20 protein-coding genes and 1 pseudogene are annotated in these 22,213 nt (G+C 64.9%); 18 read left to right on the plus strand and 3 right to left on the minus strand.

Annotated elements, in window-relative coordinates:
• The first annotated feature begins 76 nt into the window (after window positions 1–76).
• The 3 genes from SE91_RS13875 (at window position 77) to SE91_RS13885 (ending at window position 4,556) form a co-directional block, all read left to right on the plus strand.
• Window positions 77–658, plus strand: a complete 582-nt coding sequence (locus SE91_RS13875) for a hypothetical protein (protein ID WP_061847973.1) — start codon at window positions 77–79, stop codon at window positions 656–658.
• A 1,365-nt stretch (window positions 659–2,023) separates the two neighbouring features.
• Entirely contained in the window at window positions 2,024–3,745 is a 1,722-nt protein-coding gene (ilvD, locus tag SE91_RS13880) for a dihydroxy-acid dehydratase (protein WP_061847974.1), read from the plus strand.
• A complete protein-coding gene (locus SE91_RS13885; RefSeq protein WP_060736154.1) occupies window positions 3,732–4,556 on the plus strand; it encodes a tetratricopeptide repeat protein in 825 nt (274 codons plus the stop codon). The genes ilvD and SE91_RS13885 overlap by 14 nt, the downstream gene beginning before the upstream one ends.
• Window positions 4,557–4,702: 146 nt before the next feature.
• Here SE91_RS13885 and xth read toward each other — a convergent pair whose 3' ends face one another.
• Window positions 4,703–5,500 (minus strand): exodeoxyribonuclease III, encoded by a 798-nt coding sequence (xth, locus tag SE91_RS13890; protein WP_061847975.1) that lies wholly within the window; start codon window positions 5,498–5,500, stop codon window positions 4,703–4,705.
• 134 nt (window positions 5,501–5,634) lie between these two features.
• Here xth and SE91_RS13895 point away from each other — a divergent pair, with 134 nt between their 5' ends.
• Window positions 5,635–7,965 carry an ATP-binding protein gene (locus tag SE91_RS13895; RefSeq protein ID WP_061847976.1) on the plus strand — a complete coding sequence of 777 codons (2,331 nt, stop codon included), beginning with the start codon at window positions 5,635–5,637 and terminating at the stop codon, window positions 7,963–7,965.
• On the opposite strand, the gene erpA is transcribed toward SE91_RS13895, so the two are convergent.
• Window positions 7,962–8,291 carry an iron-sulfur cluster insertion protein ErpA gene (erpA, locus tag SE91_RS13900; protein ID WP_061847977.1) on the minus strand — a complete coding sequence of 110 codons (330 nt, stop codon included), beginning with the start codon at window positions 8,289–8,291 and terminating at the stop codon, window positions 7,962–7,964. The two genes, SE91_RS13895 and erpA, sit on opposite strands and share 4 nt — an antisense overlap.
• 149 nt (window positions 8,292–8,440) lie before the next feature.
• Between erpA and SE91_RS13905 the strand changes: the two genes are divergently transcribed.
• The 12 genes from SE91_RS13905 (at window position 8,441) to surE (ending at window position 20,504) form a co-directional block, all read left to right on the plus strand.
• Window positions 8,441–9,649, plus strand: coding sequence for a deoxyguanosinetriphosphate triphosphohydrolase (locus tag SE91_RS13905; protein ID WP_061847978.1), 1,209 nt, complete (start codon window positions 8,441–8,443; stop codon window positions 9,647–9,649).
• 9 nt (window positions 9,650–9,658) lie between these two features.
• Window positions 9,659–11,449 (plus strand): arginine--tRNA ligase, encoded by a 1,791-nt coding sequence (argS, locus tag SE91_RS13910; protein WP_061847979.1) that lies wholly within the window; start codon window positions 9,659–9,661, stop codon window positions 11,447–11,449.
• 139 nt (window positions 11,450–11,588) lie between these two features.
• The gene (locus SE91_RS13915; RefSeq protein WP_061851120.1) at window positions 11,589–13,151 is read left to right on the plus strand and encodes an SPOR domain-containing protein; all 1,563 of its coding nucleotides are present in this window, start codon (window positions 11,589–11,591) and stop codon (window positions 13,149–13,151) included.
• Window positions 13,152–13,197: 46 nt separating this feature from the next.
• Complete coding sequence (gene nagZ, locus SE91_RS13920; protein ID WP_061847980.1) at window positions 13,198–14,226, plus strand: beta-N-acetylhexosaminidase; 1,029 nt, start codon at window positions 13,198–13,200, stop codon at window positions 14,224–14,226.
• Window positions 14,223–15,062: a segregation and condensation protein A gene (locus SE91_RS13925; RefSeq protein ID WP_061847981.1), complete on the plus strand. Its 840-nt coding sequence runs from the start codon at window positions 14,223–14,225 to the stop codon at window positions 15,060–15,062. Before nagZ ends, SE91_RS13925 begins: the two co-directional genes overlap by 4 nt.
• Window positions 15,063–15,082: 20 nt before the next feature.
• The gene (gene scpB, locus SE91_RS13930; RefSeq protein WP_008547212.1) at window positions 15,083–15,838 is read left to right on the plus strand and encodes an SMC-Scp complex subunit ScpB; all 756 of its coding nucleotides are present in this window, start codon (window positions 15,083–15,085) and stop codon (window positions 15,836–15,838) included.
• Window positions 15,839–16,005: 167 nt separating this feature from the next.
• The gene (locus SE91_RS13935) at window positions 16,006–16,242 is read left to right on the plus strand and encodes a twin-arginine translocase TatA/TatE family subunit (RefSeq protein WP_008547211.1); all 237 of its coding nucleotides are present in this window, start codon (window positions 16,006–16,008) and stop codon (window positions 16,240–16,242) included.
• 89 nt (window positions 16,243–16,331) lie between these two features.
• Window positions 16,332–16,826, plus strand: a complete 495-nt coding sequence (gene tatB, locus SE91_RS13940; protein WP_008547209.1) for a Sec-independent protein translocase protein TatB — start codon at window positions 16,332–16,334, stop codon at window positions 16,824–16,826.
• Entirely contained in the window at window positions 16,823–17,635 is an 813-nt protein-coding gene (gene tatC, locus SE91_RS13945) for a twin-arginine translocase subunit TatC (protein ID WP_061847982.1), read from the plus strand. The genes tatB and tatC overlap by 4 nt, the downstream gene beginning before the upstream one ends.
• Window positions 17,636–17,833: 198 nt before the next feature.
• Complete coding sequence (gene serS, locus SE91_RS13950; protein WP_061847983.1) at window positions 17,834–19,165, plus strand: serine--tRNA ligase; 1,332 nt, start codon at window positions 17,834–17,836, stop codon at window positions 19,163–19,165.
• 118 nt (window positions 19,166–19,283) lie between these two features.
• Complete coding sequence (locus SE91_RS13955; RefSeq protein ID WP_061847984.1) at window positions 19,284–19,646, plus strand: hypothetical protein; 363 nt, start codon at window positions 19,284–19,286, stop codon at window positions 19,644–19,646.
• 90 nt (window positions 19,647–19,736) lie between these two features.
• On the plus strand, window positions 19,737–20,504 hold the full coding sequence (surE, locus tag SE91_RS13960) for a 5'/3'-nucleotidase SurE (RefSeq protein WP_060736146.1): 768 nt from the start codon (window positions 19,737–19,739) through the stop codon (window positions 20,502–20,504).
• Window positions 20,505–20,507: 3 nt separating this feature from the next.
• Here surE and SE91_RS13965 read toward each other — a convergent pair whose 3' ends face one another.
• The gene (locus SE91_RS13965) at window positions 20,508–20,879 is read right to left on the minus strand and encodes a response regulator (RefSeq protein ID WP_008547195.1); all 372 of its coding nucleotides are present in this window, start codon (window positions 20,877–20,879) and stop codon (window positions 20,508–20,510) included.
• A 228-nt stretch (window positions 20,880–21,107) separates the two neighbouring features.
• Here SE91_RS13965 and SE91_RS13970 point away from each other — a divergent pair, with 228 nt between their 5' ends.
• Both SE91_RS13970 and SE91_RS13975 read left to right on the plus strand, forming a co-directional pair.
• On the plus strand, window positions 21,108–21,758 hold the full coding sequence (locus SE91_RS13970) for a protein-L-isoaspartate(D-aspartate) O-methyltransferase (protein ID WP_156489604.1): 651 nt from the start codon (window positions 21,108–21,110) through the stop codon (window positions 21,756–21,758).
• 109 nt (window positions 21,759–21,867) lie between these two features.
• Window positions 21,868–22,213: pseudogene (locus SE91_RS13975) on the plus strand (peptidoglycan-binding LysM); the annotation flags it as partial.

Raw genomic sequence — 22,213 nt, forward strand, 5'->3', positions numbered from 1 at the left:
CAATGGTACGACGTGTCGTTTCTGAGACGGTTCATGTCTGGACGAGTGTGCTAGGATTGCGCTCAGGAGTTCAATCATGACCGCTCGCATCCTGCCATATCACGCCGACCGTTTGCGGCTTCATCCTGTGCCGCCACGCCTTGCGCCGCTGTTCTGCCTTGCGCTGCTGACGGCGTCGTGCGTGCTCGCGAGCTTCGCGTTGGCTTGCGCGACGCCCTTTGCGGCCTTCGCGGTTCTCGCGGCCGCGATGTTGCCGCTGCGTCCGGCACTGCTCGTCGTCATGGGCGCGTGGCTCGTGAATCAAAGCATCGGCTTCGGCGCGCTGCATTATCCCGTGGACGGCGGAACCATGGCCTGGGGCCTTGCGATGGGCGCGGCTGCACTGCTGGCGACTGCGGTGTCGTCCGCCGTGCTGCGGACGCTGCCGCAGGGCCGCACGGCGCTGACGCTGGCCGTCACGCTCGTTGCCGCCTATGCGACCTATGAGCTCGCGCTGCTTGCCGTGACGCCGTTGCTGGGCGGCGAGGGCGCCTTCACGGCGGCCATCGTGACCCGCATCGGGCTGACCAGTGCCGCCTGGCTCGCCGGCCTCGTCGCCGCCTGCGAGATCGTTCGTCTAGCCGATCCGCTCCGGCGCAAGGAAGCGATGTCGGCCTGAGTGGTCTTCCTGCCGCCGCGCCTGTGTCGCCCTCTGTCAATCCAGTTTGGGAAAAATATTCCGCTTTACCGAAATTCGGAAACGGCGTATGTGTTGTCCATCCCGGCTCACCCTTGAGGGGCGGTCATGTTGTCGTGTGATCGCAGAGCCGGGCTTGCGGTGGACGCAGCAGCGTCGTGCGCGAAAGCCAAGGGCAGGGCGGATTGCTCTCCGTGAGCCCTTCGCATCGCGTGGACGAGCGGCGCTGTCAGGTTCGTCGCGTCATATTCCGAGGGCAACGTGCACAACGCCCGCGGACCCTGTGGCGCCAACGGGCCGTGCGTACGGCAAAACCGTGTGGTCCTGGCCGTCGTTGCTACGGTCAAGCTCTTGCGGAGGCGGCACTAGCGTCAACCGGCGCGGGGCCGGTGAATTCCGTGAGGGTGAGGGAGGCCAGAAGGAATTCGGCTCCCGGGAGAGCGCGGCATAAGCCGTCCGACCATCGCGCAGGGAAGGCCGTGTGTTGGGCTTCACCTGTATGCTGCTGTGCGGTTTTCTGCGTGTGCCTTTCGCGCAGCGGACCGCGGGTGCCGCCGGCACCCGGCCTTCCCTGCGCCCTCTTGGGTTTTGAGGGTGGAGCGATCAAGCAAAGCTCGGGCGAATTGAGCCGCGAGGCTGCGAAGCCGTGCCTTTAGCCATACACTCAGTGTCATCGTCCGCGAAGGCGGACGATCCAGTATTCCGAGACAGCAGTGATTGAATCGAGAAGCCGCGGCGTACTGGATTCCCCGCCTTCGCGGGGAATGACAGCGTTGATTGGGGGCCAACCCTGCCGCCTCATACTCCGTCATTGCGAGGCGCGAAGCGACGAAGCAATCCAGAATCCCTCCGCGGAGAAATCTCTGGATTGCTTCGCGCGCTCCCAATGGCGAGGCGGAGATAGTGATGCGCCAGACTCCGCCCTCGTGCCCGGGCCGCAGCGCAGCGTCACTTCGACGGTGCGCTGCTGAGCCGGGATACGAGGGTGCGGCAGATGCGCCGACTCGGCTCACGCGTGTATCTCATCTCCGAGCAAGAACGGGTGCGCCTTCCGGTGTCATGAAATCAAAGATTGTGAACCGGCACTTGGCGGAGGTATCGAAGTAGCGAGGCCCGTGTCTTCCCGGTAACGATTGTGCTGTCTTCGCAACACTCATCCCAGATTTGTCCTTCATCGCCGGCCGTTCGCATCACCGCCGCTTTTTGGCCACACCCGAACATGAATAAAATCGCTCTAATGTTTTAGGAGCAGCGGCAGTCCTCGACGCCACGGAAATCCCAAGGTCGATTCAAATCTTGGCTCTGATTTTTCGGGTCTGAAAGGGTTGGCCGGGGAAACTGGTTGCGATGGGCGCCAAGATTGACAAGCAGAGGCTACCGAGCCGTCACGTGACGGAAGGCCCTGCGCGCGCGCCGCATCGGTCCTACTTCTACGCGATGGGTCTGACCACCGAGCAGATCCACCAGCCGTTCGTCGGCGTCGCCTCCTGCTGGAATGAGGCGGCCCCCTGCAACATCGCCCTGATGCGCCAGGCGCAGGCCGTTAAGAAGGGCGTGGCGTCGGCCGGCGGCACGCCGCGCGAATTCTGCACCATCACCGTGACCGACGGCATCGCCATGGGCCATGACGGCATGCGCTCCTCGCTGCCGTCGCGCGAATGCATCGCCGACTCGGTCGAGCTGACCGTGCGCGGCCATGCCTATGACGCGCTGGTCGGCCTCGCCGGCTGCGACAAGTCGCTGCCGGGCATGATGATGGCGATGGTCCGCCTCAACGTGCCCTCGATCTTCATCTATGGCGGCTCGATCCTGCCCGGCAATTTCCGCGGGCAGCAGGTCACCGTCCAGGACATGTTCGAGGCCGTCGGCAAGCACTCGGTCGGCGCCATGTCGGACGAGGATCTCGACGAGATCGAGCGGGTGGCCTGCCCGTCGGCGGGCGCCTGCGGCGCGCAGTTCACCGCCAACACGATGGCGACCGTCTCCGAGGCCATCGGCCTTGCGCTACCGTACTCGGCGGGTGCCCCGGCACCGTACGAAATCCGCGATGCGTTTTGCATGACCGCGGGCGAGAAGGTCATGGACCTGATCGCTCAGAACCTTCGGCCGCGCGACATCGTCACGCGCAAGGCGTTGGAGAATGCGGCTGCCGTGGTGGCGGCCTCGGGCGGCTCCACCAATGCTGCGCTGCACCTGCCGGCGATCGCGCATGAGGCGGGCATCAAGTTCGACCTGTTCGACGTCGCCGAAATCTTCAAAAAGACACCATATGTCGCGGATTTGAAGCCGGGCGGCCGTTATGTCGCCAAAGACATGTTTGAAGTAGGTGGCATACCGCTTCTGATGAAGACGCTGCTCGACAACGGATTTCTCCACGGCGACTGCATTACGGTCACCGGTCGAACGATCGCCGAAAACCTCAAAAGCGTGAAGTGGAATCCGCACCAAGACGTGGTGCACCCGGCAGACAAGCCGATCACCGTCACTGGCGGTGTGGTGGGTCTGAAGGGCAATTTGGCGCCAGAAGGTGCGATCGTGAAAGTCGCGGGAATGTCCAACCTCAGGTTTACCGGTCCGGCCAGGTGCTTCGACCGTGAGGAGGATGCTTTCGAGGCCGTCCAGAACCGCACCTACCGCGAAGGCGAAGTCATCGTGATCCGCTACGAGGGGCCCAAGGGCGGCCCCGGCATGCGGGAAATGCTCCAGACCACTGCAGCGCTGACCGGCCAGGGCATGGGCGGCAAGATCGCGCTCATCACCGACGGCCGCTTCTCCGGCGCTACCCGCGGCTTCTGTATCGGCCATGTCGGCCCCGAGGCCGCGATCGGCGGCCCGATCGGGCTGCTCGAGGATGGCGACATCATCGAGATCGACGCCGTCGCCGGTACCCTTAACGTAAAATTGAGCGACCAGGAGCTCGCCCAACGCAAGACCAAATGGAGCGCTCGCGCGACAAACCACACGTCAGGTGCGCTCTGGAAGTATGCTCAGCAGGTTGGACCAGCGGTCGGAGGGGCAGTAACCCATCCGGGCGGCGCGCACGAGAAACAGTGCTATGCGGACATCTAGGCGTACCACAGTTGCGTTTGTGTTGGGGGCTATAGCGCTGGCCGCGCCGGCGCTCGCCTTTGACGGTGCGCCGGTCAACAAGGACACCGCCATCCCCGTCGTGACCACCCTGCCTGGCGCCGCAGCCGCGGTTCGCACCAAGGTACCGCCGGCGGTCGCCACCCAGGAAACTTCGCTCACCGCGCTGCAATATGCCGCCGAGGGCGGTCACCCCATCGCGCAATGGAAGCTCGGCCGCATGTACGCCAATGGCGACGGCGTCGCCCAGGACGATCTGCGCGCCTTCGAATATTTCAGCCGCATCGCCAACGCGCATGCCGAGGACAGCCCGTCGGCGCCGCAGGCCCAGATCGTGGCCAACGCCTTCGTCGCGCTCGGCCGGTACTATCTGAGCGGCATCCCGAACTCGAAGGTCAAGTCGGATCCGGATCGGGCGCGGGAGATGTTCTCCTATGCCGCGTCCTATTTCGGCAACGCCGACGCGCAGTACGATCTGGCGCGGCTGTACCTGAAGACGCCGGACGCCTCGCGCGAGGATTTCCGCTACGGCGCACGCTGGCTTGGCCTTGCCGCCCAGAAGGGCCAGCATCAGGCCCAGGCGCTGCTCGGGCAGATGCTGTTCAACGGCGACCGGCTGCCGCGGCAGGCCGCGCGCGGCCTGATGTGGCTGACCCTGGCGCGTGACAGCGCCGGTGCCGAAGAAGTTTGGATCAAGGAAAGCTACAACCGCGCCTTCGCCAAGGCCTCCGACGACGACCGCGCCATGGCTCTGCAAATGCTGGAGCAGTGGGTGCAGGGCCGCCGGGAGTAGAAGCGGCAATCTCAGTGCCGTAGGGTGGGCAAAGCGGAGCGTGCCCACCACCAGTATCGCTTGCAGACAGATCGTGGGCACGGCGCTGTGCGCCTTTGCCCACCCTACGGCACTTGCGACTGCGGCCGGCTCCTGCTGGCGTTACGTTAGGCCGCCTCGAGATCGAGATCCGCCCACACCGGCACGTGGTCCGACGGCTTCTCCCAAGCCCGCACATAGCTGTCGATCCCAACATTGGCGAGCTTGTCGCTGGCTTGCGGCGACAGCAGCAGGTGGTCGATCCGCAGGCCCTGGTTTTTCTGCCAGGCCCCGGCCTGGTAATCCCAGAACGTATAGAGGCCCGGCTCATCGGTGACCGCCCGCAAGGCATCGGTAAGGCCGAGGCCGAGCAGGGATTGAAAGCTCTCGCGCGTCTCGGCCTTGAACAGGGCGTCCTCGGTCCAGGCGGCGGGGTTGTGGACGTCACGGGCGTGCGGGATGACGTTGAAGTCGCCGGCAAGGATCAGCGGCTCCTCGGTCTTAAGGCGTTCCTTCGAGTACTCAAGAAGCCGCGACATCCATTTGAGCTTGTAGGGATATTTCTCCGTCCCGACCGGATTGCCGTTGGGCAGATAGAGGCAGGCGATGCGCAGTACGCCGCTCTTGAGCGTCACCACGCCTTCGAGGAAGCGAGCATGGGCATCCTCGTCGTCGCCGGCAAGGCCCGACTTGGTCTCGTCGAACCGGAGCTTGGAGAGCAGGGCGACGCCGTTGAAGGTCTTTTGCCCGTGGGTCACCACGTTGTAGCCGAGCGCCTCGATCTCCAGCCGCGGGAAAGCCTCGTCGACGCATTTGATCTCCTGGAGGCAGACGATGTCCGGTTGGCACTCCTTCAGCCAGCTCAGGAGAAGGTCGATCCGCTGCCGGACCGAGTTCACGTTCCAGGTGGCTACTCTGATGGGCATGGTGGGGGCTCCGGGCAGGGGCCATGGTTAGAACAAACTGCCAACGCGCCCGTCAAGGACGCCGCAAAATCTCCCACAAAATTAACCCGCCTTAAGCGCGCGCCGGGGCATGGATTTGCGCAAAGGTTCCACGGATGGGATGGCCGGACAAATCCATGAAGCGAACTGAGCCGCGCGACGACCTGGTCGGCGCGTTCCTGTACTGGCTCGGCGGCTTCGAGATCGAGGACGGCTTGACCGCCGATCTCAGCGAGCGCGAGCTGCGGCGCATTCGCGCCAAGCAGATCGACGCGGTGACGCGGCTGATCCCGGTGACGATGGCCGTCACCATGCTCAACGCCGCCGTCGTGCTGATCCTGTTCTGGGGCAGGGGCTGGAACGACTTCCTCGCGATCTGGGGCCTGACACTCGCCGCCACCGCCTCGCTCGCGGTGCGCTCGTGGCGGCGGTCGCATCGACATCCGTCGCAGGAGGCCTCGCCTCGCGCCGCGCGGCAGACGCTGCGACAGGCGTTCTTCCTCGCGGCGATCTGGGGCACGCTGCCGCTGGCCCTGTTTAGCCGCATCGAGCCGACCAACCAGCTCATCCTGGCCTGCCTGATGGTCGGCATGATGTCGGGCGGCGCGTTCACGCTGTCCACCTTTCCGCGTGCCGGCCTCGTCTATCTCGCCACCATGACCATCGCCTGCGCCGGCTCGCTGCTGCTGTGCGGCACGGGTCCCTATCTCGTCACCGCGATGTTCCTGCTGCTGTTCGCGTTCTTCATGGCGCGCAACATCGTCTCCCAGGGCAACCTCTTCCTTGGCAATCTCAAGGCCCAGCTCGAACTCGAGCGGCAGACCGAGATCATCTCGCTGCTGCTGAAGGACTTTCAGGAGAATGCCAGCGACTGGCTGTGGCAGACCGATGCCGAGGGGCGTCTGGTCGAGGTGCCCGAACGCTTCGCCGCGGTCGCGCAGCTGCCGCTTCCGCTGCTCAAGGGATCGCATTTCGCCGACGTGTTGGACATGCTCTGCCCCGAGGACAAGACGGCCGCCTACAACATCGTGGGCCTGATGGAGCAGGCCGAGCCGCTGCACGAGATGAACCTCAAGGTCGTTGCCGGTGGCGAGGCGCGGTTGTGGTCGCTGACGGCGAAGCCGGCCCATGATCGCGACGGTCATTTTCTCGGCTATCGCGGCTTCGGCCGCGACGTCACCGAACGCTGGCGCGCGGAAAAGGCCGAGGCCGAGAGCCGTGCCAAGTCCGACTTCCTGGCGGTGATGAGCCACGAGATCCGCACGCCGATGAACGGCGTGCTCGGGCTCGCCAGCATGCTGCTGGAGACCAAGCTCGATCCGGAGCAGCGCGAGGCCGTCACCACGATCCGCGAGTCCGGCGACAATCTCCAGCGCATCCTCAATGACATCCTCGACCTGTCCAAGCTCGAGGCCGGCCGCTTCCAGTTCGAGGCGATCGATTTTGCCCCGCAGGCGCTGGTCGAAGCCGTCGCGGCCGTGGGGCGCGCGAGCGCCAAGAGCAAAGGGCTCACGGTCAAGGTCGCACTCGATCCGAACCTGCCGCCGACATTGCGCGGCGACGTCGCGCGCATCCGCCAGGTGCTGCTCAACCTTGTATCCAACGCGGTGAAGTTCACCGACGAGGGCGAGGTGACGATTTCGGCCACCTGCCAGGCGCGGCGCGATCTGCTGGCGACCGTCGAATGGACGGTGACCGACAGCGGCATCGGCATCGCGCCCGAAAAGCTCGGTCTGCTATTCAGCGATTTCGCCCAGGCCGACGCCTCGATCAGCCGCCGCTTCGGCGGCACCGGCCTTGGCCTTGCGATCAGCAGGCGCATCATCGAGCAGATGGGCGGCACCATCGGCGTCACCTCGACGCCGGGCGAGGGCTCGGCTTTCCGCTTTACGCTGGTGCTGCCTTGGAGCCAGGCCCAGGCGTCCGATCAGGACGCCGGCCGCGATGACGCCGAGGAGTTGAAGACCCGCATCGCCGACCTCGATCGGCCGCTAAGGGTGCTGGTCGCGGAGGACGACGCCGTCAACCGCATGGTCGTGAGCAAGATGTTAGGGGCCTTCGAGGTCGAGCTTCGCATCGTCACCGACGGCGTGCAGGCTGTCGCGGCGGCTTCCGATGGCGACTACGATGTCGTGCTGATGGATGTGCGCATGCCCGACATGGACGGATTAGCTGCGACCCGCGCGATCCGTGAGCAGGGCGGGAGCTACGAAACCTTGCCGATCGTTGCGCTCACCGCCAACGCGTTCTCCGAGGACGTCAGAATCTGCCGCGAAGCGGGCATGTCGGACTTCCTCGCCAAGCCGCTGCGCAAGCCCGCGCTGATCGCAGCACTCCTGCGCGCGCTGGACGGCTACGTCATGTCCGAGGACGCACCGCTGCAGCCGGCGTTGATGCCGGTCGAGGTGGAGTGGACGGACGAGGAAAAGCAGGCGACCGGCGCTTAGACCGAGAAACTCGTCCCGCAGCCGCACGAGGCGGTGGCGTTCGGGTTGTTGACGCGGAACGAAGCGCCGATCAGGTCGTCGACGAAATCGACCTGCGATCCCGCAAGAAACGGCTGCGAGGCGGAATCGACCAGAACGACCGCGTTGTCCTGCTCGATCACAAGATCGTCGTCGGTCCGGGCGCGGTCGATGTCGAACTTGTACTGGAAGCCGGAGCAGCCGCCGCCTTCGACGGAGATGCGCAGCATCGCGCCTGTGCCTTCGCCCTTGAGAATCTCCCCAATCCGGCGTGCGGCGCGGTCACTGATGGTCACGTCAGTCGTCATGGCTCGTCTCCGATCGTCCCGCGGTCATACCAAATTCACTTGGCAGGTTCACTTGGCAGATTCACTTGGCCAATTCATTTGGTATCCCGCGCCCGACATAGTTAAGTGCCACCCTACGCAGAATCAAATGGATAGGGACTAAATTCGCCGTGTCCGTCGGAATGGCTGCCCCCCGTGCGCCCTATGCCTGCGACCCCGATCGCAGCCGCGGCCGGCTGGTCGTCGAGCCCCCGAGTCGGACCCGCAGCCCGTTCCGGCGGGATTGCGACCGGGTGATCCATTCCACCGCGTTCCGTCGCCTGAAGTACAAGACCCAGGTGTTCGTGTTCCATGAGGGCGACCACTATCGCACCCGGCTGACCCATTCGCTGGAGGTGGCGCAGATCGCCCGCGCGCTGGCCCGGCAGCTCGGCCTGGACGAGGACCTCACCGAGACTCTGGCGCTGGCGCACGACCTCGGCCATCCGCCGTTCGGCCATGCCGGCGAGCGGGCGCTTGACGCCTGCCTGAAGGCGTTCGGCGGCTTCGACCACAACGCCCAGACGCTCCGCGTTGTCGCCGCGCTGGAGCACCGTTACCCCGAGTTCGACGGTCTGAACCTGACCTGGGAGTCGCTGGAGGGCATCGTCAAGCACAACGGCCCGCTGACCGATCGCAGCGGCGCGCCGACCGAGCGCTATCGTGAGCATGGCATTCCCGTCGGGATCGCCGACTACATCAAGACCTATGATCTCGAATTGTGGAGCTTCGCCTCGCTGGAGGCGCAGGTTGCCGCGATCGCTGACGACATTGCCTATGACGCCCACGACATCGACGACGGTCTGCGCGCCGGCCTGTTCCACCTCGACGATCTCAAGGTGATACCGCTGACCGCGGAGATCATCGCCGAGACCTCGGCGCATTATCCCGACCTCGAAGATGTCAGGCGCGGCGCCGAACTGGTCCGCGAGCTGATCTCGCACCTGATCGGTGCGGTGTTCGCCGAGGCCCAGAAGAACCTTGCGGCCGTCAAGCCGCAATCGGCCCAGGATGTCCGCCAGCAGAGCCGGGCTCTGGTCACGTTTCCTGCGGAGGTCGCTGAGGAGGAGGCCGCCATCAAGCGCTTCCTGTACCAGCACATGTACCGCCACAAGCGGGTGATGCGGGTGATGGCGGAGGCGGAGGAGATCCTGTTCGACCTGTTCGCGAGATACCTGAAGGAGCCATCTGAACTGCCGCCGGAATGGTTGCTCGGGGCGGAGGCGGACAATGAGGGCGACCGGGCGCGCCGGATCGGCAATTTCATTGCCGGAATGACCGACCGCTTCGCCCTGACCGAGCACCAGCGGCTTTTTGACTCGACCCCGGATTTGCGTTAGGCGGCGGCCATGCCCGAGACCTCCTCATCCCTGCATCTGTTCGCCGACGTGCTCGCACGTGTGCACGCCGCCTGCCGTACGCTGGCCGTGGAGGCCAACTGGCCTGAGGGCGTCGATTTCTCGCGCGTGGTGGTCGAGCCGCCGCGCGATGCCTCCCATGGCGACATGGCGACGAATGCCGCCATGGTGCTTGCGAAAGAGGCCAAGGCTAAGCCGCGCGATCTCGCCGAGCAGATTGCCGAGCGGCTGCGCACTGATGCGCTGATCGCCAAGGTGGATGTCGCCGGCCCCGGCTTCATCAATCTGACCTTGAAGCCGGCCGCCTGGGCCAAGGCGCTGCGCACGGTGCTGCGCGAGGGCACCGATTACGGCCGCGCCCGTGGCGGCTCCAAGGTCAATGTCGAATATGTCTCGGCCAATCCCACGGGGCCGATGCATGTCGGCCATTGCCGCGGCGCCGTGTTCGGCGACGCGCTGGCGAGCCTGCTCCAGTTCGGCGGCCACGACGTCACGCGCGAATATTACATCAACGACGCCGGCGCCCAGGTCGACGTGCTCGCACGTTCTGCGTTCCTCAGGTACCGCGAGGCACTCGGACAGGACATCGGCGCGATCCCCGAAGGGCTCTATCCCGGCGATTACCTCAAGCCCGTCGGCGCAGCGCTGGCGAAAGAGCACGGCGACAAGCTGCTCAGGATGAGCGAGGCCGAGTGGCTGCCGACGGTGCGCGCCAAGGCGATCGCGATGATGATGGACGAGATCAAGGACGATCTCGCTGCCCTCAACATCCGCCACGACGTGTTCTTCTCCGAGCGATCGCTGATGGAGACCGGCAACAACAAGGTCGCTGAGACCATCGATTTCCTGCGCGCCAAGGGCGACATCTACGAGGGCCGTCTGCCGCCGCCGAAGGGCGCGCCGGTGGAGGACTGGGAAGACCGCGAGCAGTTGCTTTTCAAGGCGACCGCCTATGGCGACGATGTCGATCGTCCGCTGATCAAGTCGGACAATTCCTACACCTACTTCGCCTCCGACATCGCCTACCACAAGAACAAGTTCGACCGCGGCTTTGCCGAGATGATCGACGTCTGGGGCGCCGACCATGGCGGCTACATCAAGCGCCTGCAGGCGGCGGTGAAGGCGACGACCTCGGGTAAGGGCGCGCTCGACGTCAAGATCGTGCAGCTGGTGAAGTTGTTGCGCAACGGCGAGCCCGTGAAAATGTCCAAGCGGAGCGGGGACTTCGTCACCTTGCGTGAGGTGGTGGATGAGGTTGGCCAGGATGCGGTCCGCTTCATGATGCTTTACCGGAAGAACGACGCGGTGCTCGATTTCGACCTCGCCAAGGTCATGGAGCAGTCGCGCGACAACCCGGTGTTCTACGTCCAGTACGGCCACGCCCGCGGCCATTCGATCTTCCGCAACGCGCGCGCCGAAGTGTTCCCCGAACTGCCCGAAGATTCGGACAAGCGGATCGCCTGGCTAAGTGAGTCGGCTGTGGAACGGCTGTCGGACCCGGTCGAGCTTGAACTTCTCAAGCGGCTTGCAATATATCCTCGCATGCTTGAAGCCGCTGCCGCGGCCCATGAGCCGCACCGAATTGCCTTTTATCTCTATGATTTAGCCAGCGAATTTCATGCACTTTGGACGAAGGGGCGGGATTTGCCCTATTTACGCTTCATTATCAATAATGATGCAGTTCTAACGAAGGCGCGACTGGCCATGGTCCAGGGCGTCGTCTCGGTTCTGGCATCGGGCCTCGCCATCCTCGGCGTCCATGCCCCGAACGAGATGCGGTAGTTTGGGGCGAACTACTTAAGAGGAATTCGGGGGTACCGGCAGAAGCCGGATCGCTTAGACTTGGTTGAAAGCCTTGTGGGTCGAAAGCCGTGCCTTGGTCGAGGGGCGCGCGGCTTTCCCGAAGGGACGCATCATCACGATGGCCGAACGATATCAGGACAGACCGTTTCCTTCCGATGACTATGGTCGCGGTGGCGATCAGCATGGGAAGGCGGACAACGATCCCTTGGCCGAGCTCGCCCGTCTGATCGGGCAGACCGATCCGTTTGCAGCGCAGTCGCGGCCATCCGCCCGCCCGCCGGCAGCGCCCGCCCCGAGCTATCAGGATCACGATGATCGCCAGGACGGTGATCAGCACGATTATGCCGAGCAGGCTCCGCCGCCCGGACCGCCCTCATGGATGCGTCGTGCCAATGTGCAGCCGCAGCCGGCACCCGAGCCTGACTATCCCGTCTCCGTGAGCCCGGTTCATCCGTTGCATCGCTATTCGGCCCAGCCGGCGGCGCCTGCGCCCGAGCCGGAGTTTCATCAGTCCCAAGCCTATCAGGATCAAGCCTATCAGGATCAGGCCTATCAAGCTCAGGGCTACCAGCAGCATGGTCAGGCCTATCAGGAGCAGATCCATCAGGAGCCGTATCCGCAGCCCGATCCGTCGCGCTACGACGATGCGCTCTATGGTCGGCTCGAGACAGGCGAGCAGGACTACCAGCGTGATCCGGCCTACCCGGATGATCCCTACGCCTACCAGAGCGACTATCCCGAGGCTGAGATCGAGGAGCCGAAGAAGCAGCGCGGCGGCATGATGACGGTCGCAGCCATCCTGGCCCTTGCCGTGGTAGGGACCGGTGCCGCCTTTGCCTACAAGACCTATGTGGGTTCGCCCCGCAGCGGTGAGCCGCCGATCATCAAGGCCGACAACACGCCGACGAAGATCGTGCCAGCGCCGACGGACACAGCGGCCAAGGTGCCGGATCGCATGGTGACGGGTGACGGCACCGAGAAGATCGTCCCGCGCGAAGAGGCGCCTGTCGATGTCAACGCCAGGGCAGGCGGCCCCCGCGTGGTGTTCCCGCCGCTGAACCAGAATGCGAACCCGCCGTCGGTGGCGAGCGTATCGCCGTCTGCTGTGCCGCCGCCTAGCACGGGAGCGAGCAATGGCACGCTGCCGAACAATTCGCCTCGCCCGATCAGGACTGTCGCCGTGAAGGGTGATCAGACCGATGGTGCGGCAGCGCAATCAACCGCCGCCAAACCGGCAACGGCAACGGCTCCTAAGCCTATTGCGGCGCCGCCCGCACCGATCGCGCCGCGCAACCCGCCGACTTCGGCCAACGCCAGCGCCAATCAGCCGATGTCGCTGGCGCCGCAATCGATGCCGGCGGCGGAGCCGCCGCAGCGGATGGCTGCGACCACTCCGACCCAGATCGCGCCCGCCAGCAGCGGTGGCGGCTACATCGTGCAGATTTCCTCGCAGCAGAGCGAGGACAGTGCCGCCGCATCCTATCGGGTGCTCCAGAGCAAGTATGGCAGCGTGCTCGGCTCCCGTTCGCCCGTCATCAAGCGTGTCGACCTCACCGACAAGGGCAAGGGCGTCGTCTACCGCGCCTTCGCCGGACCCTATGGTTCGGCCGAGGAAGCGACGCAGGCGTGCAACAGCCTGAAGTCCGCGGGCCTATCTGCCTGCTTCGTCCAGAGGAATTAACGGCCGTTTCCTTGACCCCCTCGCGGGGCAGGGTTAATCGGCCGTTATGAGCACGCGGGCCTTCATTACCGGTGTATCCGGAACCGAACTGACCGCCACCGAGCGGGTGTTCATCCGTGCCGAACGCCCTTGGGGCTTCATCCTGTTCAAGCGCAATGTTGCCACACCGGCTCAAATGGCTGCACTGGTTGCGGAATTGCGAGCGGTTGCGGGTGTCGCCGACGCGCCTGTCCTGATTGATCAGGAGGGTGGACGGGTGCAACGGCTCGGACCGCCGCACTGGCCGGTCTATCCGCCGGGAGCCGTATTCTCAAATTTGTACGACAGTGATTCGGCACTTGGGCTCACCGCGGCGCGCCTGAGCGCCTGCTTGATCGCGGCCGATCTCGCCGATCTCGGCATCACCGTGGATTGTCTGCCGCTGGCGGATGTGCCGGTGCCGGGTGCCGATGCCGTCATCGGGAACCGGGCCTACGGCACTGAGCCGGGCAAAGTCGCGGCGATCGCGCGCGCAGTCACCGAGGGGCTGGAGCAGGGCGGCGTGTTGCCTGTTCTCAAGCACATTCCCGGCCATGGCCGGGCCACGGCCGACACGCATTTCAAGCTGCCGACGGTCGATACGCCGAGGGACGAGCTGGAACGCACTGATTTTGCCGCGTTCAAGCCTCTCGCCGACCTGCCGATGGCCATGACTGCACATGTTGTGTTTAGCGCGGTCGACCCCGCCCATCCGGCGACGACATCTGCGACAATGATTGCTGACGTGATTCGCGGCGCAATCGGGTTCCAGGGTTTGTTAATGAGTGATGACGTGTCGATGAACGCGCTGTCGGGGAATATCGCCGAGCGGACCCGCGCCATCTTCGCGGCCGGCTGCGATGTGGCCCTGCATTGCAACGGCAACATCGAGGAGATGCGCGAGGTCGCGGGACAGACACCCGAGCTGTCCGGCAGGTCACTGGAGCGGGCGAAGGCCGCGCTCGCCGCACGCAAGCCGCCGCAGCCGTTCGACCGGGCGGCCGCACGCGCGGAACTGGACGCATTGATCGCACGGGCAAACACGGCATCCGCATGACCGCAGAAATCCTATCGTTTGAAACCGGGCGGCCCGCAGAGCTCGCCGAGGGTGAGCCGGCGTTGGTCGTGGACGTCGAGGGCTATGAGGGCCCGCTCGACCTGTTGCTCGCGCTGGCGCGGCAGCAGAAGGTCGACCTCGCCAAGATTTCGATCTTGGCTCTGGCCGACCAGTACCTCCACTTCATCGAAGCTGCGCGAAAAATCCGGCTCGAGCTGGCCGCCGACTACCTCGTCATGGCGGCCTGGCTCGCCTTCCTGAAGTCGCGCCTGTTGCTGCCAGAGCCGCCGAGCGCGGAAGGCCCGAGCGCGGAGCAGATGGCGACGGCGCTGGCCAACCGCCTGCGCCGGCTGGAAGCCATTCGCGAAGCCGCCAACCGGCTGATGAACAGGCCGCAATTGCAGCGCGACATCTTCCCGCGTGGTGAGCCCGAGCAGATCGCCGAGATCAAGCATCCGAAATACACCGCGACGCTGTACGACCTGCTTACTGCCTATGCCGCGCAGCGCCAGTCGCGCGTGCTGGCGAGCGTACATCTGGCCAAGCGCACGGTGTGGTCGCTGGCTGAAGCGCGCGCCACGCTGGAGCGGCTGGTGGGCAGTATCACCGAGCAGGACGATTGGGGTGTCCTCGACGACTTCCTGATCCGCCACGTCGCCGATCCGACGCAGCGCGCGACGGTGTTCGCATCGAGCTTCGCAGCAGCGCTCGAACTCGTGCGCGAGGGGCAGCTCGAGCTGAACCAGAAAGAGGCATTTGCGCCCATCTATTTCCGGAAGGGGCGCCCAAAACCGGTCACGGACGCAGCTCCTGCGCCCGATGCGCCGGTCGCTTAGTGCAAGAAGGAGAATCTGCCATGGCAAGCCTGGCTGAAGTGCGGGTAGACGAGGCCGAGCCGATGGAGAACGAATCCCAGGCACGTCCCGAGGAATTGCGGCTGCTGGAAGCGCTGCTGTTCGCTTCGAGTGAACCGTTGGACACTGCGACGCTCGCCAAACGCATGCCCGATGGCGTCGATGTCAAGGCCGCGCTCGAGCAGTTGCAGGCGGACTATGCCTCGCGCGGGGTGAACCTCGTGCGCGTCGCCAACAAATGGACGTTCCGCACCGCCGGTGATCTCGCCTGGCTGATGACGCGGGAGACCCACGAGACGCGCCGCCTGTCGCGCGCCGCGATCGAGGTGCTGGCGATCATCGCCTATCACCAGCCCGTGACGCGTGCCGAGATCGAGGAGATCCGTGGTGTCGTCACGTCGAAGGGCACGCTGGACGTGCTGCTGGAGACCGGCTGGATCAAACCGCGCGGCCGTCGCAAGACGCCGGGGCGCCCCCTGACTTTCGGAACCACCGAGGACTTCCTGTCGCAGTTCACCTTGGAACAGCTCGGCGATCTGCCGGGTCTCGAAGAGTTGAAGGGTACGGGCCTGCTGGATTCGCGTCTGCCGACCGGATTCAGCGTCCCGACGCCGTCCGACGACCCGGCGCTGCGTGAAGACGAGGATCCGCTGGAACCGGGCGAAGATCTCGATCTCGCGCTCGCGCCTGCGGTCGAACCCGAGACCCCGCCGGAAGGGGGCAATGAGGGTAGCGGCGAGGGTGGTGCCGAGAACTGACGCCCCGGCTCATTACGGGCTTCCCTGCGACAGTTAACACTAGCAAGATTACGTAGTGCCGACAGCGAATTGGCACTGCCTTGGTCCTTGTTTTTGAGACCTGCCAAGCCTAGGTTTCGGGGAGGATCGGCCGGGTCCTCGGCCATGCGCGTTTGGAGGGTTGCAGGATGGGTTCACTCAGCATTTGGCACTGGATCTTGGTGATCGCAGTGGTCCTGCTGCTGTTCGGCCGCGGCAAGATTTCGGATCTGATGGGCGACGTGGCGCAGGGCATCAAGGCCTTCAAGAAGGGCATGCAGGACGACGACAAGCCCGCTGAAAAGCAGGAGCCGGCCAAGTCCATCGAGCACAACAATGCCGCGCCGACCGCGGCACGGTCCGACGTCGGCAGCAAGGCCGTCTGAGTCAGAGAGCACGCGAGACGCGGGTAGCGGCCCGATCCTGCGCGCAAGGGATTGGGGCCGGCTGCGGCTTCGCGTGAACGGAAGACCTCATGTTCGACATCGGGTGGAGTGAACTGGTCCTGATCGGGGTCGTGGCCCTGATCGCCATCGGCCCGAAGGAGCTGCCGGGCGTGCTGCGCATGGTCGGGCAGTGGATGGGCAAGGCCCGCAAGATGGCCGCCGAATTCCAGGGTCAATTCCAGGAAGCCATGCGCGAGGCCGAGATGGCCGACCTCAAGAAGAGTTTTGACGAGGTGAAGGAAGCCGCGACCGGCTTCAATCCGCTGACCTCGCTCCAGAAGGACGTCAGCGACGCGCTGCGCGTCGATGCACTGGACAAGCCCGCCGAGACGTCGACGACGACAGTTGCAGAACCACCTGTGAGCCCAACCACTCCGGAAGCGCCGACGCCCGCCACCTTCGTGGAAGCCGAGGCGCATGCGGCTGTCAACGAGCCGCTCGCCATCACCCGTGAGGTCGAGCAGGCACCGGTGGCGCAAGACACCGCGCCATCCGAAACGATCAAGGACGCCAAAGCGTCATGACCGACGCCGATATCGAGGCCAGCAAAGCCCCCTTGATGGACCATTTGATCGAGCTGCGGTCGCGGCTGATCAAGGCGCTGCTCGGCTTTGGCCTTGCCTTCATCTTCTGCTTCTTCTTCGCCAAGCAAATCTACAACGTGCTGGTCTGGCCGTTCGTGTGGATTGCGGGCCCCGAAAATTCCAAGTTCATCTACACGGCGCTGCTGGAATATTTCATCACCCAGCTCAAGCTCGCGCTGTTCGGCGCCGGCTTCATCTCGTTCCCGATCGTCGCGACGCAGATCTACAAGTTCGTCGCGCCCGGGCTCTACAAGCACGAGAAGCAGGCGTTCCTGCCGTATCTGGTCGCGACCCCGTTCTTCTTCGTGCTGGGCGCAGCGCTCGTCTATTTCGTCGTGCTGCCGATGCTGGTGCGTTTCTCGCTCGGCATGCAGCAGGCCGGCGGCGACGAGACCGCGCAGATCCAGCTCCTGCCCAAGGTCGGCGAATATCTGTCGCTGATGATGTCGTTGATCTTCGCCTTCGGCATCGCCTTCCAGCTTCCGGTGATCCTGACGCTGCTCGGGCGGATCGGCATCGTCACGTCGAAGATGCTGCGCGAGAAGCGCCGCTATTTCATCGTGCTTGCCTTCGTCATCGCGGCCGTGCTGACGCCGCCCGACGTGCTCAGCCAGTGCTCCCTGGCGTTTCCGCTGATGGCGCTCTACGAAGGGTCGATCATCGCGGTGGGCATGGTGGAGCGGAAGGCCGCGGCCTCGCAGGCGGCCACCGGCACCGACGTGTCGACGCCGGCCAATCCGGCGGAGTAGGGCGGCTTAGCTTCGGTGTCATTCCCCGCGAAGGCGGGGAATCCAGTACGCCGGGGCACATCGTGGAATCACTGTCGTCTCTGGAATACTGGATCATCCGTCTTCGCGGATGATGACAGCTGTGCTAGGGGAGGCGCCGCCCATGTGAATTGTCGGCATAAACGTTGACTCTTTGCGCGCCGACTCAGGACCACAGCCATGCACGACATCAAATCGATCCGCGACAATCCGCAAGCTTTCGACGCCGGCCTCGCCCGGCGTGGCCTGAAGCCGATGTCGGCATCGCTGCTCGCGATCGACGAGAAGCGGCGTGCGGCGATCCTCGCTTCCGAGCAGGCGCAGGCGCGGCGCAATGCGGCGTCCAAGGAAATCGGTGATGCCAAGAAGGCCAAGGACGAGGCGCGCGCTTCCACGCTGATGGCCGAGGTCGCCGAGCTCAAGACCACGATGCCTCAGCTCGAAGCGGCTGCGAAGGCTGCCGACGACGAGCTGACGAAAGAGCTGTCGGCGATCCCGAACATCCCGTTCGACGAAGTGCCTGATGGCGTCGACGAACACGGCAACGTGCAGCACCACGTGTACGGCAACAAGCGCACTTACGCATTTGCGCCGAAGCTGCATGACGATCTCGGCACCGCGCTCGGCTATATGGACTTCGAGGCAGCGGCAAAACTCTCCGGCGCGCGCTTCGTCGTGCTGAAGAAGGGGCTGGCGCGACTCGAACGCGCGATAGGTCAGTTCATGCTCGATCTGCACACGACCGAGCACGGCTACACCGAGATCAATCCGCCGCTCCTGGTGCGCAATGAGGTGATGTTCGGCACCGGCCAATTGCCCAAATTCGAGGACGACCAGTTCTGGGCGATCAAGGGCGAGCTGCTCGCGGCGCCAGACCATGAGCGGCTGAAGACCGAGCGCCTCGGTCTGATCCCGACCGCAGAAGTCTCGCTCACCAACCTTGCGCGCGAATCCATCCTCGACGAGAAGCAATTGCCGATGCGGCTGACCGCGCTGACGCCGTGCTTCCGTGCCGAGGCGGGCGCGGCCGGGCGCGACACCCGGGGCATGATCCGCCAGCACCAGTTCACCAAGGTCGAGCTGGTCTCGATCACGACTCCTGAGACCAGCAAGGACGAGCTGGAGCGGATGCTGTCCTGCGCCGAGCAGGTGCTGCAGAAGCTCGACCTGCATTACCGCGTGATGACGCTCTGTGCAGGGGATATGGGCTTCACGTCGCAAAAAACCTACGACATCGAGGTGTGGATGCCCGGGCAGGGCGAGGGCGGCATGTTCCGCGAGATCTCGAGCTGCTCGGTCTGCGGCGACTTCCAGGCGCGGCGCATGGATGCGCGCTCGCGCGGGCCGGACGGCAAGCCGCGCTTCGTGCACACGCTGAACGGCTCCGGCACCGCGGTCGGCCGCGCGCTGATCGCCGTGATGGAGACCTATCAGCAGGAGGACGGCTCGATCGCGGTCCCCGACGTGCTCCAGCCCTATATGGGCGGGGTGAAGGTGATCAGCCGCGAGTAAAGCGTTTCGAGCGAAGCGGCTGCCGGTTCGCGTCAAGAAAACGCGCCGGACAGAATCGCGTTGCGAAGATCGGGCGGCCGGCTATCCTGCCGGCCCGTTCACGCGAACCCCAACGTCCATGGCCTTGCACCGCGACATCTTCTGGGTCGGCCGTCAATGGGCGGTGACGGGTGCCGGCATCCAGGCCGTCGACCAGCGCCTGCGCGGCGTGTTCGACATCGAGATCGCGCGGCTCTGGGACGACGATCTCGTGCAGAGCCGGCGGGCCAAGCCCGGCGTCAATGCTGCCGATTTCGACAAGGCGTTGGTGGTGGCGCGCGAACGCTTTCCGCAGGCCTCCGGGCCAGATCCGCTCATCGCGCAATTGGAGGCGCGCGGCGTGGTCGAAACGCCCGTCGTGAGCCCGGTCGTGCCGGCGGTGCAGCTGCGTGCGGAGGGCCGGCTCGCGCGCTTCATGCCGCAATGGCGAGTCCGCCGGTAGCAGAGCCGGGAACCGGGCGCTCTCGGTTTGCTTGATCGGGCATAGCCGGATAAGACGGCTCAGACCCGCTTTCTGGAACAGACCTTTCGCATGCGCATCCTCTGCACCAATGACGACGGTATCCACGCCCCCGGCCTCAAGGTCGTGGAGGAGATTGCGCGCGCGCTGTCCGACGACGTCTGGGTGGTGGCGCCGGAGCTCGACCAGTCCGGCGTCTCGCACTCGCTGTCGCTGAACGATCCTCTGCGCCTGCGCGAGGTCGGCCCGCGGCACTTTGCCGTGCGCGGCACCCCGACCGACTGCGTCATCATGGGTGCGCGTCACATCCTCGGCACCAAGCCGCCGGACGTCGTGCTGTCCGGCGTCAACAAGGGGCGCAACGTCGCCGAGGACGTGGTCTATTCCGGCACCATCGCCGGTGCGCTGGAAGGCACCATCCTGGGGCTGCCGTCGTTCGCGCTGTCGCAGGAATTCAGTGTTGAGACTCGCGATCGCCCGCCGTGGGACACCGCGCGCAAATTCGGCCCCGACATCGTGCGGAAGGTGATTGCCGCGGGTGTCCCCAAGGACACGGTGATCAACGTCAATTTCCCGTCCTGCGCCCCCGAGGACGTGCTGGGTATCCGCGTCACGCGCCAGGGCAAGCGCAATCTCGGCTTCCTCAGGGTCGACGAGCGCAAGGACGGCCGCGGCAATCCCTATTTCTGGATCGGCTTCGAGCGCGCCGCGATGATGGACACGCCCGCCGACGGAACGGATCTCGCGGCGCTGCGCGAGCGCTACGTCTCGGTCACGCCGCTCAGGCTCGACCGCACCAATGAGGCGTTTTCGGCAGAATTGAGCGCGACGCTGAAGTAGCAGCTATCCGCCGCGAAGCGCGGCTTCGATGGTCTTGCCGAGGGCATCGAGCTGGAACGGCTTCTGGAGCGCCGGCCGGTCGCGGTACTGTTCGGGCAGGCCGGAGGAGCCGTAGCCGGTGGCGAAGATGAACGGGCAGCCCTTCGCCTTGATGACGTCGGCCACCGGAGAGATGACCTTGCCGTTGACGTTGACGTCGAGAATGGCGATGTCGAACTCGGTCGCCTGGGCGAGCCGCATGGCCTCGGTGATGTCGCCCGCCTCGGCTGCGACCTTGTAGCCGAGCTCTTCGAGCATGTCCGCGACCATCATCCTGATCATCACCTCGTCCTCGACGAGGAATACAGAGCGGCCGGAAAGCCCCGTCGCGGTCATCTTTGAGTCCTTGCCCATTCCCAAAAACGTTCGCAGATAACATGAATCGGCGCAATGCGCGTTTCGACGAACGGATGCCTGAAAATGGCCGTCGCGGCCCGCCCATGGCAAGCCAATTTATGGTCAATGCGTGGCCCGAAGGATATCATGGGTTCCTGACCAGGAACAAGATTCTCAGCGGCCGGGCCTTGGACATCGCCCGGCCCTGACGAGACAACATTGGCGGCAATGACCTCCCATCAGCACCCACCGGAAAAGATGATGTTTCAGCTCACGCTGAGGCGTCGAGGCATCAGCGATCAGGCGGTGCTGCGGACCATGGAGGAGGTGCCGCGCGAGCAGTTCGTCGACGAGGCCGATCGTGACGGCGCCTATCGCGACAGTGCGCTGCCGATCGCCTGCGGGCAGACAATCAGCCAGCCCTTCGTCGTCGCCTACATGACCGAGCAGCTGCAGCTCCAGAAGCATCACCGGGTGCTCGAGATCGGCGCCGGCTCCGGCTATCAGGCCGCGGTGCTGTCCCGGCTCGCCGGACAGGTACTCACCGTCGAACGCTACCGCAAGCTGGCGGACGCCGCACGCGCGAGGCTTGAAAAGCTCGACTGTCACAATGTCGAGGTGATGCTGGGCGACGGTCTCAACCTGCCTGCCAATATCGGCCCGTTCGACCGCATCATCGTCACCGCGGCGATGGAGCAGCTTCCCGAGAACCTGATCGAACGGCTCGAGATGGGGGGCATCCTGATCGCGCCGGTCGGCCCGCATCAGGGCGTGCAGACGCTGATCCGCCTCAGCCGCACCGAACGGGGGATCGAGCGCAAGGAACTCGTCGAGGTCCGCTTCGTGCCGGCGCTGCCCGGCGTGGCGCGGGAGCTGTAGAATTCCGGATCAGCTGTGCTGCCAACGTCTTATTGGAAGGGTTAAGCCGTTATTTACTCGGCGCGTGTTTACTTAAAAGACCAGTTCTGTTGCGTACGAGTGAGTAACCATGTCCATCGTCGCCGAGTTGCTTTACTCGCGCCGCGTGCCGCAGGTCGCGGTGCTGGCGCTGATCTCCTTCAGTTTTGCAGGGTGCAGCGCCGACATGTCGTCGCGGCTGTCTCAGTCGAACTTCTCCAATCCCTTTGCCTCTGATCAGACCGGATCGGTGCAGCAGGCCCCGCCGCCGCAGCAGCGCGAGCTGCCGCAATATGCCCGGCCGCAGACGCAACCCGGCCATTATCAGTCACAGCCCCTACCGCCGCCGGCGGTATCGGCGCCGCAGTCCTACCCCGTCGCGGGTGGTGGCGGCGTGTCCGGAGGCGGCCGCGGCGTCAGCTCCTATGCGCCCCCGG

Origin of the sequence: Bradyrhizobium sp. DOA1, from assembly GCF_001593325.1 — a bacterium.
GTDB lineage: Bacteria > Pseudomonadota > Alphaproteobacteria > Rhizobiales > Xanthobacteraceae > Bradyrhizobium.